Raw genomic sequence first — 15,336 nt, 5'->3', positions numbered from 1 at the left:
GCCTACTACCTTTTAGGAGGAAGCTCGCTGTTTTTCAGCGAGGGAATTTGAGACGAATCTCGCGATCGCACTCTTCCATCTCGACAACTTCCTCACCACAGCAACTAACTAAACTGTTGACTCAACGCCACTGGGTTGTGTACTGTAATTTTTTTCTTGTGTATAGAAATCATATTTTCCTGACGCAAGTCTCCGAGTAGCCGAGTGACAGTGACGCGAGTCGAACCGATTGCTTCAGCGATCGCCTGATGTGACAGTTTCAGATCGATTGTGATCCCATCTGCATTAGGCACGCCAAAGTCACGGCACAAAATTAACAAAAAGCTAACCAAGCGCGAACCCATATCGCGGTGTGCTAGGGTTTCAATCATCATTTCTGTCTGTAAGATCCTTGACGATAGACCACGCAGCATCAACATTGATAATTCAGGATTATCTTTTAAAGATTGTTCTACTTGTTCTATCGGTGCGGATAATAACTCTACGGGTGTAAACGCCACGGCGTGATAAAACCGATCTGAACGGTTCCCCGTCAGCAGTGACAAAACCCCAAAAACACTGTTCTCGCGCAGCAGCGCTACCGTGATTTCCTCTCCCGCTTCGTAAACGCGTGAAAGCTTCACCGCACCTTTGATGAGAAAATAAACTCGTTCTGCTGGATCGCCAGGAAAAAATATCGTTTTACCTCGTTCAAAAGTTTCCACAACTGGTGGAAACGAGCCAGCGCCTACCTGACGAAATACAGCTGCTAGCGGTCTATCTTGCGTCACGACCATATATCCTTGCCCTTACCGATGCTCGAAAGCTTACACCAATTCAACATTCCACACGCGAGTTTGAGACTTTAAATCACTTAAACCGACTTGCATTTGGGATTTTGTAGTCTAATTTACATAAAATCTAAAATGGCAAATTTCCTACCCCTAAATCAAGACTTTAGATTAATTTACATACAATTTGTCCACTTACTACTAGTTAGCATAACTTGTCAACCTCTTAAGTGAGAAACTAAGTATTTACAAGGAAATTTGTGCCCTCTTCCTGTCGCTTTCCCTCAGCATTGAGGAAGAACGTTTGTTCACAAGGTTGACGGACAAATCCAGAATTCTGAAGGTTCTATAAGCGATGCGCGTATGCGGTAGCCCTGATGCTGAAAAAGCTTCTCAGATTCCAGTATCCTCAAGAAGGTTGCATAAGTTAACTACCATGCTAGATTTAACGGGAAAAAATGCTTTAGTAACAGGCATTGCTAACAATCGCTCGATCGCCTGGGGAATTGCCCAACAACTGCATAAAGCAGGAGCCAATATTGGCGTTAGTTACCTTCCTGATGAGAAGGGAAAGATGGAAAAAAAAGTGGCAGAACTTGTAGAACCACTTAACCCTAGCTTATTTGTTCCCTGCGATGTTCAAAACGAGGCACAGATTGAGTCTACCTTTGCCGCGATTCAAGAAAAATGGGGCAAGCTTGATATTCTGATTCATTGTCTTGCATTTGCTAATAAAGAAGATTTAGGCGGCGAGTTTAGTAAGACATCGCGATCAGGGTTTGCGAAGGCTTTAGAAATTAGCACTTATTCGCTCATTCAGCTAAGTGCAGCCGCGAAGCCTTTAATGACAGAAGGTGGAAGTATTCTGACACTGACTTATTTAGGTGGCGATCGCGTCGTCCCCAACTACAACGTCATGGGAGTTGCCAAAGCTGGATTAGAAATGAGTGTTCGCTATTTAGCCTCAGAACTTGGTTCACAAAATATTCGCGTCAATGCGATTTCCGCAGGTCCTATCCGCACGCTTGCATCTTCTGCTGTTGGCGGTATTTTAGACATGATTCACCATGTCGAAGAAGTTGCTCCCTTACGGCGTACCGTAACTCAACTTGAAGTTGGTAATGCAGCAGCTTTTTTGTGTAGCGATCTCGCAAGCGGTATTACTGGACAAATTTTGTACGTCGATGCTGGCTACGAAATTATGGGAATGTAGTTAAATTAAGGTTTTGGGAAGCAGGCATCTCGCCTGCGGTTCACGAAATTGTAGCATGGTAATAGAGTTGTTCTCGTTAATTTTGACTTCATGCAGTTAAGCGATCCTCCAGACCAGGGCGACACCCTACAACAAATCTCAAACATTACCGTAGCGCGGACAGCTTCAATTCGCCGTAGTACAGGTGAAACTGATGTCCAAGTGAATTTAAATCTTGACGGTACAGGTCAGTGTACAGCAGCAACGGGCATTCCGTTTCTTGACCATATGCTGCATCAAATTGCGTCGCATGGTTTGATTGATTTAGACGTTCAAGCAACAGGCGATCTCGAAATTGACGACCATCACACGAATGAGGATGTTGGTATTACTCTCGGACAAGCGCTGAATAAAGCGTTAGGCGATCGCAAGGGAATTGTCCGTTTTGGCAACTTTCTCGCGCCGTTAGACGAAGCTTTGGTACAAGTTGCTTTAGACTTTTCGGGACGCCCTCACCTCAGCTACGGCTTACAAATTCCAACTCAGCGCGTAGGGACGTACGACACTCAACTTGTGCGCGAATTTTTTGTCGCGATCGTCAACCACAGTCAAATGACGCTACACATTCGCCAACTTGATGGTATCAACTCGCACCACATCATTGAAGCTACATTCAAAGCTTTTGCACGAGCGATGCGCATGGCGCTAGAAGTCGATCCCCGACGTGCAGGGGCAATTCCCAGTTCAAAAGGAGTTTTATAAAGCTTAGTTCAGTGATTAAATCGAGTGGCTAGTGGTTAGTGAAAGAGTGTGTGAATTTTGAGTAATGTAGAGCAAAAGAGTGATTAGTAAAAGAGAAGTTCATAAGTATTATCTCTCCTCTGCCCCTCTGCTCCCTTCTTTGACATAGGGGTTACACATCCTAGGGTAGATGGATACTATAGTAATCATTGATATTTATTAAGAATTATCAATGTTTATTTCTCCAAGTGGTACGAGTTTGAAAAGCTCCTTGACAAAAGCAGTGTTTTTTGGTATAGAACCCACTCCAGAGTTACTCGGCATTCTAGTGGTTTACTTTGTGCAAGGGATTCTGGGGTTGGCACGGCTAGCGGTGAGCTTTTTCCTCAAAGATGAGTTGGGACTAAGTCCAGCTGAGGTATCAGCGCTGTTTGGGATTGTGGCATTGCCTTGGATCGTTAAACCTCTATTTGGGTTCATTTCCGATGGTTTGCCGATTCTCGGATACCGCCGGCGTCCTTACCTCATCTTGTCAGGAATCTTAGGGTCGCTTTCCTGGGTGGGTTTAGCAACGCTCGTCCATAGTTCCGCCGCTGCAACTTTAGCACTCGCACTTGGTTCTTTATCAGTCGCGATCGGTGATGTCATTGTTGACTCGCTTGTCGTAGAACGTGCGCGCGCCGAATCGCAAGGAGAGGTTGGCTCGTTACAATCGCTGTGTTGGGGCGCATCAGCTTTTGGTGGCTTAATCACCGCCTATTTTAGTGGATTGCTTCTCGAACACTTTTCCACGCGCACGATCTTTTGGATTACGGCTTCTTTTCCATTGATTGTCTCAATAGTTGCTTGGTTGATTAGCGAGTCTCCGGTTAGCGAGAAGCCCGACTTATTGACTGTGAAGCATCAATTGGGAGAATTACGTAAAGCGATAACGCAAAAAGCTATTTGGCTTCCTACCGCATTTGTGTTTATTTGGCAAGCAACTCCCACAGCTGACGCGGCTTTCTTTTTCTTCACGACAAACGAATTAGGATTTGAACCAGAGTTTTTAGGCAGAGTCCGCCTAGTCACCAGCATCGCTTCGCTTCTTGGCGTGTGGTTGTTTCATCGCTTTTTGAAAAGTGTCCCGTTTCGCGTCATTTTTGGATGGAGTACCGCACTCTCAGCCGTTTTAGGAATGAGTATGTTACTACTCGTAACTCATACTAACCGTGCTTTAGGAATTGACGATCATTGGTTTAGTATTGGCGATAATCTGATCCTCACAGTGATGGGGCAGATTGCGTATATGCCAGTTTTAGTATTAGCGGCACGTTTATGCCCTCCAGGGGTGGAAGCAACCTTATTTGCACTCTTAATGTCGATTTCTAATTTAGGAGGGTTGCTTTCCTATCAATTGGGAGCGTTACTCATGCATTGGATGGGGATTACGCAAACCAACTTTCAAAACCTCTGGATACTAGTTGTCATTGCGAACGTTAGTACACTACTACCATTACCGTTTCTTAATTGGCTACCGGCAACCGAAATCACAACTCGAACAATTGAACCTGATGTAAAAGTCGATGCTGATGCGACTCCTACCAAGCAACATGGTGGACAAGCATTGTTACCAGAATTGATGTCTGAGTTAGTTCCGCAGTCACTATTGCAACAGCCAGCCGAAGAACCCGCAGAGTAGATTTTAGCTTTATAGTCTTATACCATTAGCCACTACAGCTATGCAACTTCACGAACGCGCATCTACAGTTCCTACACACTCCTATCAACGCCAAGATTGGCAAGGAGGATATGAATCACTCAAAACCGAATACGATTACTGGATTGACAACATTGAGGGGCAAATTCCACCAGAGTTGCAAGGAACTTTGTTCCGCAATGGTCCAGCGTTATTAGATATTAATGGTACTCCAATTCATCATCCGTTTGATGGTGATGGCATGATTAGTGCGATCGCCTTTAAAGATGGTCGCGCGCACTTCCGCAATCGTTTTATCCGTACTGCTGCGTTTATAGAAGAACAAAAAGCTGGCACAATCCTCTATCGTGGTGTTTTTGGTACGCAAAAGCCTGGTGGTTGGCTAGCAAACGCTTTCGATCTGCGATTGAAAAATATCGCTAACACCAACGTTGTCTACTGGGGCGGTAAACTTCTCGCATTATGGGAAGCCGCTGATCCCCACCGCCTCGATCCAGTCACATTGGAAACTTTGGGTAAAGACTCACTCAACGGCGTTTTAGCAGATGGCGAAGCTTTTGCTGCACATCCGAGAATTGATCCGAGGTGTAATCAAGATGGTGGCGTACCATGCATGGTCAACTTCTCGATTAAGCCTGGTTTGTCTTCGACAATTACGATTTTTGAATTAGATCCAGCGGGTAACGTGATTCGCCAACACGCGCACAATGTACCTGGATTCGCCTTTATTCACGATTTTGCCATTACCGAAAATTACTGCATCTTCTTTCAAAACCCGATCGCATTTAATCCGATTCCTTTTGTTTTAGGTTTGCGCGGTGCGGGAGAATGTATCAAGTTTCTCCCAAATCAACCCACCCGCATTGTTGTGATTGAGCGAAATAAATCGCGCCAGGTACAAATTTTAGAAACGCAATCTGGTTTTGTCTTTCATCATGCGAATGCGTTTGAGCAAGGTGATGAAATTTTCATTGACTCAATTTGTTACGAATCGTTTCCTGAAGTCGAAGCCGGAAGCGATTTCAAACAAGTTGATTTTGATGCACTTAAACCAGGACAGATGTGGCGCTTTCATGTCAACTTGCAACAGCAAACCGTATCGCGAGAATTAATTGAACCACGCTGTTGCGAATTTCCCACGATGCACCCCGAAAAAGTTGGACGTGCTTGTCGGTATTTATATATGGGGGCGGCGCACGCAGCAACTGGAAATGCGCCTCTGCAAGCAATTCTCAAAGTTGATTTAGAATCAGGACAGCGACAATTATGGAGTGCTGCACCACGTGGTTTTGTTAGCGAACCAATTTTTGTAGAACGCCCTGGCGGTGAAAGTGAAGATGATGGCTGGATATTGGCGTTAGTTTACGATGCAACGTACCATCGTTCGGATGTGGTGATTTTAAATGCGCGTAATTTAGAGCAAGGTGCGATCGCGCGTCTCCACCTCAAGCATCATGTTCCTTATGGATTACATGGTAGCTTTACATCAGAAGTGTTTGTCCCATCACCTAATATTTGATGTATTGTAATGGCGTGTTTGTTATGAAGCGCACGCCATCTATAAGATAATCTTTTCAAAGTTCTCTAGAGAGCAACCTTGACTCTTGACGCTAAGTGGTGTAACCATTTTTTTTGCTTAATGATGAATTAAAAATTATCTTTTTTTAAGTAGCTGTTACGATTTAAAGATCTACCTAAATTGCGTTTCAAATATTTATTTTTATTCAAAAATTTATTAGCGATCGCTCTTACTAATTTAGTTATCCTGATTGACGTTGATGAAATAAGATTTGTTCTTAAGTGAAACTTATTCAAGACAAAAAAATGCATCTTTGCTCACGAATAGGCACATTAAAGTTGTAACCACACTACTCGCGAGCGAGTTGTTTTGAATTTAGTAGGTCATTAAGTGTAATACATCACGCAGAACGCTATAACCGGCTAAATCCCAGAGTAAATAGGCGAGAAAGCCAATCATTGCTAAGCGTCCATTCCAGATTTCAGCTTGTGGATTCCAGCCAAACAGAAAAGCGTTGCGGTCTTTGCCGTTATACTCTTTAGCGACTGGAGGTATATTTGTGTTGCTATCCATAATTTTGCTCCGAAAAAATCTCTGATGCTTTAACTGTATCGACCTATTTTAGCGATGCTTTCTGTCTATAGATACAAACTTCAGCCAAGTCTAAAGAGCGATTCTTAGGGTATTTTTACGGGTAGTAATTCCACCGTTGGAGGGTGTAATTCTTCAAAGATTTCAATAAAGTGTTACATTTTGCCGTAGGTTAATAAAGTTAGAGTAAGGAAAGCTACTAGACTTTATTGATTCTTGTGCTTACCTAATTTTGTTTGGGATACAAGTTTTCAGACCTTAGGGGGATGCTTTAGCCTATCCGATTCAAAGACTCTGAGCTAAAAAGTTGAGTATTGCTGAAGATACAGAGTTTTTTCTCATGTAATCTTATAATTTACCCTGATTTAGGCTTTGACGAAGGGATATCATGTTTGAGAATACGGAAATACTACTGGAGCCACACCAAGCGCTATTTTGGATAGCGCAGGTGCCAGTCACTCCAGGGGCGGTAACGCCAGCCGAAGCAGCACTAGTTTTCTCAGGACCGAGATTCTTTGTTGCTTTAATTTCTGGTATTATTCTTGCCTTTGCTATTCAGTTAGTGTTAACAAACCTTTCGGTTGCTGCTGGCATTTCTTTCTTAGGGCGTTCCTCAGACTCAGACTCAGACTCATCGAGTGGCGATGGTGGTAGTGTAGGAGGAACGATTCGTAAGATTGGTACTGCGGTAGGAATTTGGACACTAGTCACAGTTAGTGTTGCTTTATTCATTGCTTGTCTTTTGGCAGTAAAACTAAGCTTGTTAACTATAGACGTAGGACTAGGCGCGATTCTAGGGCTTGTCATTTGGGGAGCATATTTTTTACTCCTGTTTTGGTTTAGTTCCACTACTGTAGGTTCCCTAGTCGGCTCAGTTGTCAATACCGCAACATCAGGATTGCAAGCAATTATTGGCACAGCAACAGCTGCATTGGGGGCGAAGGCGGTTAACAACCAAGTCGTAGCCACAGCTGAAGCAGCGGCAGCGGCGGTACGTCGCGAACTCGGTAGCGCGATCGACCCAATGACAATTCGGGAAAACATCGAAGATTATTTGGACACGCTTCGTCCTCCTGAATTGAACTTGTCCAATATCCGTAAGGAATTTGAAAATTTGTTGAACGATCCGCAGCTAAAAGAAATTGCGGGTACCGAAGATCTGCGGAACATCGATCGCCAGAAATTTGTAGAGTTAGTCAGCAGTCGTACTGATCTTTCACGGCGCGATATTAATCGCATCGTCGATCAACTCGAAAGTGTATGGCGACAAGTCGTATCGCAGCAAGCACCCCAAAAAGACCGTATGGGTGAGTTGATAGACTACCTCAAGTCGGTACAACCTGGGCAAGCCAAAACGGACGAATTAAGCGCCAAGGTAGAGCAACTGATTGCGGAAGTACGTTCGGACAAAGGAAAGCAAGGCTCAGATACCAAAGGTGCAGGATCTTTCCAAATGTCGCTTCAGCAAGGTTTGACAACCTTAATGGGGCTTGTTATGGGGAGAGCGGATCTATCAGATTTGGATGTTGAGAAAATCTTGAGTTCGCTTTCGCAAGCACGAGATAAAGCAACCGATCAAGCTGAAAAAGTTGCGGAGCAAGTAGGAATAAAAAGTGCTGCTGTACCGTACAATACGATTCGGGCAGATGTTGAAAACTACTTACTAAATACTTATTCTTGGCAGATTAACCGCGAAAAAGTTAATCAAGAATTTCGTGACGTTTTGTACGATCCATCTGCCGATCCAGGAACCGTACGGCGTCAGCTTGAGCAGATTTCGCGCCAGGATTTTGCAGATCTACTACAACAACGCGGTGTCTTTACGCAAGCCAAAATTCAAGAGATTGCCGATCAGCTAGAAAGCATTCGGCAAGAAGTTTTGACGGTTGTGCGAGCCGAAGAAGAACGCGAAGCGGTTCAAGAGTTACAGCGACGTGTCGAAAGTTATCTACTCGTAACAAGTAAGGCAGATCTGACGCCTGAAAAAATGCAGCAAGATTTTAAGCCATTGCTGGAGGATGACGAAGCAGATCACGAATTACTCACCTTACGCCTGGCGCGGTTAGAACGCGACTCTTTAAGACAAATTCTGCTACAACGTAACGACATCACACCAGAGGAAGCAGAAACGATCCTTAATGGAGTAGAAGAAGTACGCCAGCAAGTTTTATTCGAGTCGCAAAACGTTGCGGATCAAGCTAAACAACAAGCGGAAACGCTGTGGATTAATTTAGAGTCTTATCTGCGTAATACAGGTAAAGACGAACTTAATCCGGAAGGAATCAAGCGCGATTTGCAAAAACTGCTGGAAGATCCGCAAGCTGGAACCGCCGCAGTTCAAGCACGGTTATCGCGTTTTAACCGCAATACGCTAGTTCAGCTGTTGAATCAGCGTGATGACTTATCCGCAGAACAGATTAACCAAATTCTGCAACAAGTTGAAGGAACGTGGCATGACATTACGCACGCACCGCAAATGATTGCAGGCAAAGCCAAAGAGCAGTACGATTCGGTAACGCAGACGATCGCCGAATACCTGCGCAATACAGGGAAAGAGGAACTTAACCCTGAAGGCATTCAGCGCGACTTTGCTCGCTTGTTTAACAATCCGCAAGAGGGTGCAGCAGCGCTCAGACGGCGCCTCGCCCAGGTCGATCGCGATACGTTGGTGAAGCTGTTGAGTCAACGCCAAGACTTAAGCGAAGACCAAGTAAATCAAATTATCGATTCTCTTCAAGTTTCGATTCGCGACATTATTCGTGCACCGCGCCGCTTGGCAGCACGTACGCAAGCAAGTGTACAGAACTTCCAACAAACCTTGGAAGATTATCTACGCAGCACAGGTAAAGACGAGTTGAATCCCGAAGCGATTAAGCGAGAACTATACCTCTTGCTCAACGATCCACGCGCAGGAGTAGAAAGTTTAAGCGATCGCCTATCACACTTTGACCGTTCGACGATTATCGCACTTCTACAAGCGCGCGGTGATATGTCGGAAGAAGAAGCGGCGCGCACTGTCGATCAAGTTCTGGCGGTCCGCGATCAATTCGTAGAACAAGTACGGGCAATTCAACGCCGTATTCAAGACGTCATTGATGGCGTGTTTGGCAGAATCCGCAATTACTTGAATTCACTTGATCGTCCTGAACTCAACTACGATGGCATCAAAAAGGATGTACGTAAGCTGTTTGACGATCCGCAAGCGGGTTTTGAAGCGATTCGCGATCGCTTAGGTTCGTTTAACCGCGAAACGCTTGTCGCGATTATGAGTTCGCGCGAGGATATTTCGGAAGCCGATGCTAACCGAATTATCGACCAAATCGAAGGAGCGCGGAACAATGTGCTGCAACGTGCAGAACGCGTTCAACAAGAAGCACAACGCCGGCTCGAACAAGTCAAAATTCAAGCGCAACGACAAGCGGAAGAAACTCGCAAAGCGGCAGGAAGTGCAGCTTGGTGGCTGTTTGCAACGGCGGTTGTTTCGGCAATTGCAGCCGCAATGGGTGGCGTGATTGCTGTTTTAAGCTAGAAATTCGGTAATTTTAATTAATTGACAGTAAAAACCTCTCAAATCGGGAGGTTTTTTCTATAGACACTCGGTTTTAGCGTTTGTTAGCATTGTTTGCTATCGTAGGAGAGCAGGTAATACCATGTCGTCTCGATTTTAAAAGAAGAACAACTTTGGGGATTACTCGTTGCTAATCATTGTTCGCAACCGCGCCAATGGCAACTGATCGAAATCAATCTTCTTTAGCAACTCGCAACACAACTTGCGATCGCCATTAATCTGAACTTTACCAACAAGCACAAATCGAACTCGCTGAACGCAAACGTGCTGAAGCCGAAATTAGCCATCTCAACGCCGACTTGCAAAATCGCGCGGCGGAACTTGAATTAGCCAACAAAGAGAAGCCTTCCTATTCGATACCGCACGATCTCCGCGCCCCTTTACGCACGATTCATGGCTTTTCGCGGATTCTCTTAAAAGATTGCACAGCACAATTAACTCCAGAGGCGCAACGTTATTTGCAATTGGTATAAGCTAACGCGCAACAAATGGTATGCTTAATTGACGATCTGCTGACATTTTCGCGATTGAGTCGCGCGCCCTTAAAAAAAACAACGCGTTGAACCGAGTATGATCGTGCCTCAAGTATTAATCGATTTAGCCGAGGAGCAAAAAAAAATCGGCACGTTGAAATCACAATCGAAGCGCTAGCAGCGTGTGAAGCCGATCCAGCACTTATTAAGCAAGTCTGGATGAATTTACTATCAAACGCATTGAAATAGTTGATCGCGGTGCAACTTTCTACTTTACTTTGTGAGGCGATGTCGATGCGAGATAATGCGGTGAAAATTTTGCTTGTTGAAGATAATCCGTGTGATGCAGAACTGACGCTTCATTCACTTAAAAGTAGTAACCTCACCAATCATATTGAGGTAGTCCGCGATGGTGCAGAAGCACTCGACTTTATTTTTTGTACTAGCAATTATGCACATCGCTCGATGGATGATAGACCTAGGGTGATTCTTCTCGACCCTAAAATCCCAAAAGTTGACGGCTTAGAAGTTCTGCAAAAAATTAAATCCGATCTTCGCACGCGCATTATTCCTGTTGTGGTTCTGACATCTTCGCGCATTGAGGCAGGAAAAGAAGAATTAGCCCTAGAACAATTGATTGTTGAAAATGTTTGCCAAGCTTGATAGTGACTTGAATCGTAAATACAAAGGTACGGGCTTAGGCTTAGCACTATCGCGTAAATTAGCACGGTTACACGGAGGAGACATCACTGTGACTTCCGAACTAGGACGCGGTAGCTGCTTTACAGTTTGCTTACCAGTAAATTTATTAGATGAGTTACAGGAGTCTTATATTTGAAGGTAATAGGTAATCGAAATTACCCATTACCCATACTGTTAAAGATTGATAACTAGCCTATTTAGAAACCACGTTCTGCTGCAATTAAGTGCATTGCGGCTCGAAGTAGTCGATCTGCGGCACGATTTTGGGCTAGATAAGCAAAATTATAAGTATTTGTTACGGGTATTGCACTCGCATTTGCTGCTGGTGTCGCAGCATTAGCAACGAGCATTTTCGCGCGATCGAGTAGTTGTCTTACCGTGTTGTCATTTGAACGGTAATATTGAATTTCCGCCTCGGTTCTAGCAATGCGTTCTTGTGCGCGTTGGGGCGCTTCAATGTAGCTTCTGGAAGGACCGCTAGGACCTTTTTTCCCTACGACGTAACCTAACTCGCCTTCGTAGAGGTTTTCAGCAGCGTCATATATAGCAGCAGCGGCTTTTGCTTGCTCAGACGCTTCAAAGTACTGACCACCTCTAAAGTTAGATTCTGCTCTTTCCATGATTTGTTGAGCGATGGGTAATAGCTCATTGGCTTGCGAAGACGAAACCTGACGGGCGAGATACGATACGCGGTATGAATCTTCACGCGCTCTAGCAATGTCGCGTCCTGCACGTTCAACTTGTCGATATTCAAGGCTTGCTTGAGAACCACGACCTGATGGTAAAACAACGCCAGGTTGTGCAGGGGCTGTGGGGGATGCGGGACGTGGTTTTTGGCGTGATTGAGTGATTCCTGGAGTCGCGGTCGCGCTTAACCCAGAAATTGCTAACAGTGTTGCTAATACTAGCGTCTTCCTCATCGATCCTCTTCTGTTAACTTTTATTGCGAAAAATGCAAAACATAGATAAACTAACCGAAATGATGTATACAATCTCCTATCTGAAGATAGAAATTATTGAGAATAACACCTCCTTAACCGCGAATGAGAAGGCAACGCTAAAATCATTAAGCAATGGTTTTTCCTCTGCCTCATGTCTCACCCTGCTGAAACTTTAGACACGCTGAATGCAAATGGGAATCGTCCCCTTGGTGTGAATCGCGCTAGTCAGAATACGATCCGTATCCGTGGGGCTAGACAGCATAATCTCAAGAATATTGATTTAGAGTTGCCGCGCGATCGCTTGATCGTGTTCACTGGCGTATCCGGTTCGGGCAAATCTTCTTTAGCGTTTGATACAATTTTTGCTGAGGGACAGCGGCGCTATGTAGAATCTCTCAGTGCTTACGCTAGGCAATTTTTAGGACAACTTGATAAACCTGATGTCGAAGCAATTGAAGGTTTAAGCCCTGCGATTTCGATCGATCAAAAGTCAACTTCACACAATCCGCGTTCTACAGTTGGTACAGTAACAGAAATTTACGATTACTTGCGATTATTGTTCGGACGTGCTGGTAAACCGCATTGTCCGATTTGCGATCGCTCGATTGCACCGCAGACAATCGACGAGATGAGCGATCGCATTATGGAACTACCCGATCGCACGCGCTTTCAGATTCTCGCCCCCGTGGTACGCGGGAAAAAAGGAACGCATCGCAAACTTTTATCTAGCCTTGCTTCCGAAGGATTCGCCCGCGTCAGAATTGATGGAGAAGTTCGCGAACTAAGTGACTCAATTGAACTTGACAAAAATCAAACGCACAACATCGAAGTTGTCATTGATCGCTTAATTAAAAAATCAGGAATTCAAGAACGTCTGACGGATTCGTTAACGACTTGCTTGCGGCGATCCGAAGGAATTGCTGTCATCGAGATTCTTGATCGCGCTGAGGCAGATAATAACGTCGTGATGCATCCTACTGCAACACAGATGAAAGCCGTAGAGGATTCAACTGCATACGTGACGTCACCTTTAGAAAAAGAAATCGTCTTTTCTGAAAACTTTGCGTGTCCCGAACATGGCGCAGTGATGGAAGAACTGTCACCACGGTTATTTTCCTTTAATTCGCCGTATGGTGCGTGTCCGCACTGTCATGGATTGGGAAATTTGCGGACATTTTCACCAGAGTTAGTCGTTCCCGATCCTGCACAGCCTGTTTATGCGGCGATCGCACCCTGGTCAGAAAAAGACAATTCTTATTATCTTTCCTTACTTTATAGTGTTGGGCAAGCTTTTGGGTTTGAAATCAAAACGCTGTGGAAACACTTAACACCTGAACAGCAACACGTTATTTTACAAGGTGCAGAACAACCGATTTGGAATCACGATCGCAATGACTATCGCCGTTACGCAGGTGTCATTCCAATTTTACAGCGACAATATAATGATGCTTCCGAACTAATTAAACAAAAACTCGAACAGTATCTTGTTTATCAACCGTGCGAAGTTTGTCAAGGACAACGTTTAAAACCCGAAGCGCTGGCGGTGCGTTTAGGACAATACCGCATTCTCGATCTTACCGGAGTGTCGATTCGCGATTGTCAACAACGGATTCATAATTTAAAACTCAGCGATCGCCAAATGCAAATTGCTGATTTGGTATTGCGCGAAATTAAAGCCCGATTGCAGTTTCTTTTGGATGTAGGGTTAGATTACCTCACCTTAGACCGTCCAGCAATGACACTTTCAGGTGGAGAAGCACAACGCATTCGCTTAGCAACGCAAATCGGTTCAGGACTCACAGGCGTACTTTACGTTTTAGACGAACCAAGTATCGGATTGCATCAACGCGACAACGGACGCTTGCTAAGAACTTTAACGCGATTACGCGATTTAGGTAATACCTTAATTGTTGTCGAACACGATGAAGAAACCATCCGCGCAGCAGATCATGTTGTCGATATTGGTCCTGGTGCGGGGATTCATGGGGGTAATATTATTGCCCAAGGTGACTTGCAAGCATTACTAGAAGCAAAAGATTCGCTAACAGGCGCGTACCTATCGGGAAGACAGGCGATCGCAACACCCGCACAACGACGCGAAGGTAACGGGCGATCGCTTGTCATGAAAAACGCCCACCGCAACAACTTAAGAAACATTGATGTCAAAATTCCCCTTGGTAAACTTGTCTGCGTAACTGGGGTTTCGGGTTCGGGTAAATCGACACTCATTAACGAATTACTTTATCCGGCTTTACAACATCACTTAACGCGTAAAGTTCCCTTTCCACAACAAATCGATGCGGTGGAAGGATTGGACGCAGTTGATAAGGCGATCGTCATCGATCAATCTCCGATTGGGCGAACACCGCGTTCTAACCCCGCGACTTATACAGGTGTTTTTGATGCAATTCGCGACGTTTTTAGTCAAACAATCGAAGCCAAAGCACGAGGTTATAAGCCAGGACAATTTTCATTTAATGTCAAAGGTGGGCGCTGCGAAGCTTGTGGCGGACAAGGTGTCAATGTCATTGAAATGAACTTTCTTCCTGATGTTTATGTGCAGTGTGAAGTTTGTAAAGGTGCGCGATACAATCGCGAAACATTGCAAGTCAAATACAAGGGAAAATCCATCGCTGATGTTCTTGATATGACGGTAGAGGAAAGCTTAGAAGTTTTCCAAAATATTCCTAAAGCTTTTACGCGACTGCAAACATTAGTTGATGTTGGTTTGGGCTATATCAAACTTGGCCAACCTGCAACAACACTATCAGGTGGTGAAGCACAACGGGTAAAATTAGCAACTGAATTATCGCGCCGCGCCACAGGAAAAACTTTGTATTTAATTGACGAACCAACAACAGGTTTATCGTTTTATGACGTGCATAAGTTATTAGATGTTTTGCAACGTTTGGTTGATAAAGGTAATTCTATTTTGGTAATTGAACATAATTTAGATGTGATTCGTTGTAGCGATTGGATTATTGATTTAGGTCCAGAAGGTGGTGATAAAGGTGGTGAATTAGTTGCAGCAGGTACGCCGGAATCAGTAGCAGAAAATTCACAGTCTTATACGGGGCAATATATTAAGCAGGTTTTGCAGCAGTATCCATCAAAGTGAACTGAAACGAACCACATTCCCC

Annotated in this window: 11 protein-coding genes and 1 pseudogene; 9 read left to right on the top strand and 3 right to left on the bottom strand. The window is 44.5% G+C overall.

Annotated elements, in window-relative coordinates:
* Positions 1-104: 104 nt before the first annotated feature.
* Positions 105-776, bottom strand: coding sequence for a global nitrogen regulator NtcA (ntcA, locus tag NIES1031_RS00710; protein WP_015188606.1), 672 nt, complete (start codon positions 774-776; stop codon positions 105-107).
* Positions 777-1,206: 430 nt separating this feature from the next.
* Between ntcA and fabI the strand changes: the two genes are divergently transcribed.
* The 4 genes from fabI to NIES1031_RS00690 all read left to right on the top strand — a co-directional run bounded on the left by fabI (position 1,207) and on the right by NIES1031_RS00690 (position 5,921).
* Entirely contained in the window at positions 1,207-1,983 is a 777-nt protein-coding gene (gene fabI / locus NIES1031_RS00705) for an enoyl-ACP reductase FabI (protein WP_073547645.1), read from the top strand.
* 90 nt (positions 1,984-2,073) lie between these two features.
* Entirely contained in the window at positions 2,074-2,724 is a 651-nt protein-coding gene (hisB, locus tag NIES1031_RS00700) for an imidazoleglycerol-phosphate dehydratase HisB (RefSeq protein WP_073547644.1), read from the top strand.
* A 211-nt stretch (positions 2,725-2,935) separates the two neighbouring features.
* Complete coding sequence (locus tag NIES1031_RS00695; protein WP_073547643.1) at positions 2,936-4,384, top strand: folate/biopterin family MFS transporter; 1,449 nt, start codon at positions 2,936-2,938, stop codon at positions 4,382-4,384.
* A 40-nt stretch (positions 4,385-4,424) separates the two neighbouring features.
* On the top strand, positions 4,425-5,921 hold the full coding sequence (locus NIES1031_RS00690) for a carotenoid oxygenase family protein (protein ID WP_073547642.1): 1,497 nt from the start codon (positions 4,425-4,427) through the stop codon (positions 5,919-5,921).
* Between the two features lie 375 nt (positions 5,922-6,296).
* On the opposite strand, the gene NIES1031_RS00685 is transcribed toward NIES1031_RS00690, so the two are convergent.
* Positions 6,297-6,494 carry a chlorophyll a-b binding domain-containing protein gene (locus NIES1031_RS00685; protein ID WP_073547641.1) on the bottom strand — a complete coding sequence of 66 codons (198 nt, stop codon included), beginning with the start codon at positions 6,492-6,494 and terminating at the stop codon, positions 6,297-6,299.
* Positions 6,495-6,900: 406 nt separating this feature from the next.
* Between NIES1031_RS00685 and NIES1031_RS00680 the strand changes: the two genes are divergently transcribed.
* The 4 genes and pseudogenes from NIES1031_RS00680 to NIES1031_RS00670 form a co-directional block, all read left to right on the top strand.
* Positions 6,901-10,041, top strand: a complete 3,141-nt coding sequence (locus tag NIES1031_RS00680) for a hypothetical protein (protein ID WP_073547640.1) — start codon at positions 6,901-6,903, stop codon at positions 10,039-10,041.
* Between the two features lie 338 nt (positions 10,042-10,379).
* Entirely contained in the window at positions 10,380-10,553 is a 174-nt protein-coding gene (locus NIES1031_RS24095) for a hypothetical protein (RefSeq protein WP_178378009.1), read from the top strand.
* A gap of 258 nt (positions 10,554-10,811) precedes the next feature.
* Complete coding sequence (locus tag NIES1031_RS00675) at positions 10,812-11,216, top strand: response regulator (RefSeq protein WP_236738665.1); 405 nt, start codon at positions 10,812-10,814, stop codon at positions 11,214-11,216.
* Between the two features lies 1 nt (position 11,217).
* Positions 11,218-11,391, top strand: a pseudogene (locus tag NIES1031_RS00670) (ATP-binding protein); the annotation flags it as partial.
* Between the two features lie 61 nt (positions 11,392-11,452).
* On the opposite strand, the gene NIES1031_RS00665 reads toward NIES1031_RS00670, so the two are convergent.
* A complete protein-coding gene (locus NIES1031_RS00665) occupies positions 11,453-12,175 on the bottom strand; it encodes a hypothetical protein (RefSeq protein ID WP_073547639.1) in 723 nt (240 codons plus the stop codon).
* Between the two features lie 172 nt (positions 12,176-12,347).
* On the opposite strand from NIES1031_RS00665, the gene uvrA reads away from it, so the two are divergent.
* Positions 12,348-15,314 (top strand): excinuclease ABC subunit UvrA, encoded by a 2,967-nt coding sequence (gene uvrA, locus NIES1031_RS00660; RefSeq protein WP_073547638.1) that lies wholly within the window; start codon positions 12,348-12,350, stop codon positions 15,312-15,314.
* Positions 15,315-15,336: the final 22 nt, after the last annotated feature.

Source organism: Chroogloeocystis siderophila 5.2 s.c.1 (genome assembly GCF_001904655.1).
Taxonomy (GTDB): domain Bacteria; phylum Cyanobacteriota; class Cyanobacteriia; order Cyanobacteriales; family Chroococcidiopsidaceae; genus Chroogloeocystis; species Chroogloeocystis siderophila.
This window is presented reverse-complemented; position numbering and strand designations above follow the sequence as displayed.

Bases quoted from the DNA above. Each gene is read 5' to 3' on its own strand.
- ntcA (WP_015188606.1), bottom strand. From the start codon at position 776: ATGGTCGTGACGCAAGATAGACCGCTAGCAGCTGTATTTCGTCAGGTA.
- fabI (WP_073547645.1), top strand. From the start codon at position 1,207: ATGCTAGATTTAACGGGAAAAAATGCTTTAGTAACAGGCATTGCTAAC.
- hisB (WP_073547644.1), top strand. From the start codon at position 2,074: ATGCAGTTAAGCGATCCTCCAGACCAGGGCGACACCCTACAACAAATC.
- NIES1031_RS00695 (WP_073547643.1), top strand. From the start codon at position 2,936: ATGTTTATTTCTCCAAGTGGTACGAGTTTGAAAAGCTCCTTGACAAAA.
- NIES1031_RS00690 (WP_073547642.1), top strand. From the start codon at position 4,425: ATGCAACTTCACGAACGCGCATCTACAGTTCCTACACACTCCTATCAA.
- NIES1031_RS00685 (WP_073547641.1), bottom strand. From the start codon at position 6,494: ATGGATAGCAACACAAATATACCTCCAGTCGCTAAAGAGTATAACGGC.
- NIES1031_RS00680 (WP_073547640.1), top strand. From the start codon at position 6,901: ATGTTTGAGAATACGGAAATACTACTGGAGCCACACCAAGCGCTATTT.
- NIES1031_RS00665 (WP_073547639.1), bottom strand. From the start codon at position 12,175: ATGAGGAAGACGCTAGTATTAGCAACACTGTTAGCAATTTCTGGGTTA.
- uvrA (WP_073547638.1), top strand. From the start codon at position 12,348: ATGTCTCACCCTGCTGAAACTTTAGACACGCTGAATGCAAATGGGAAT.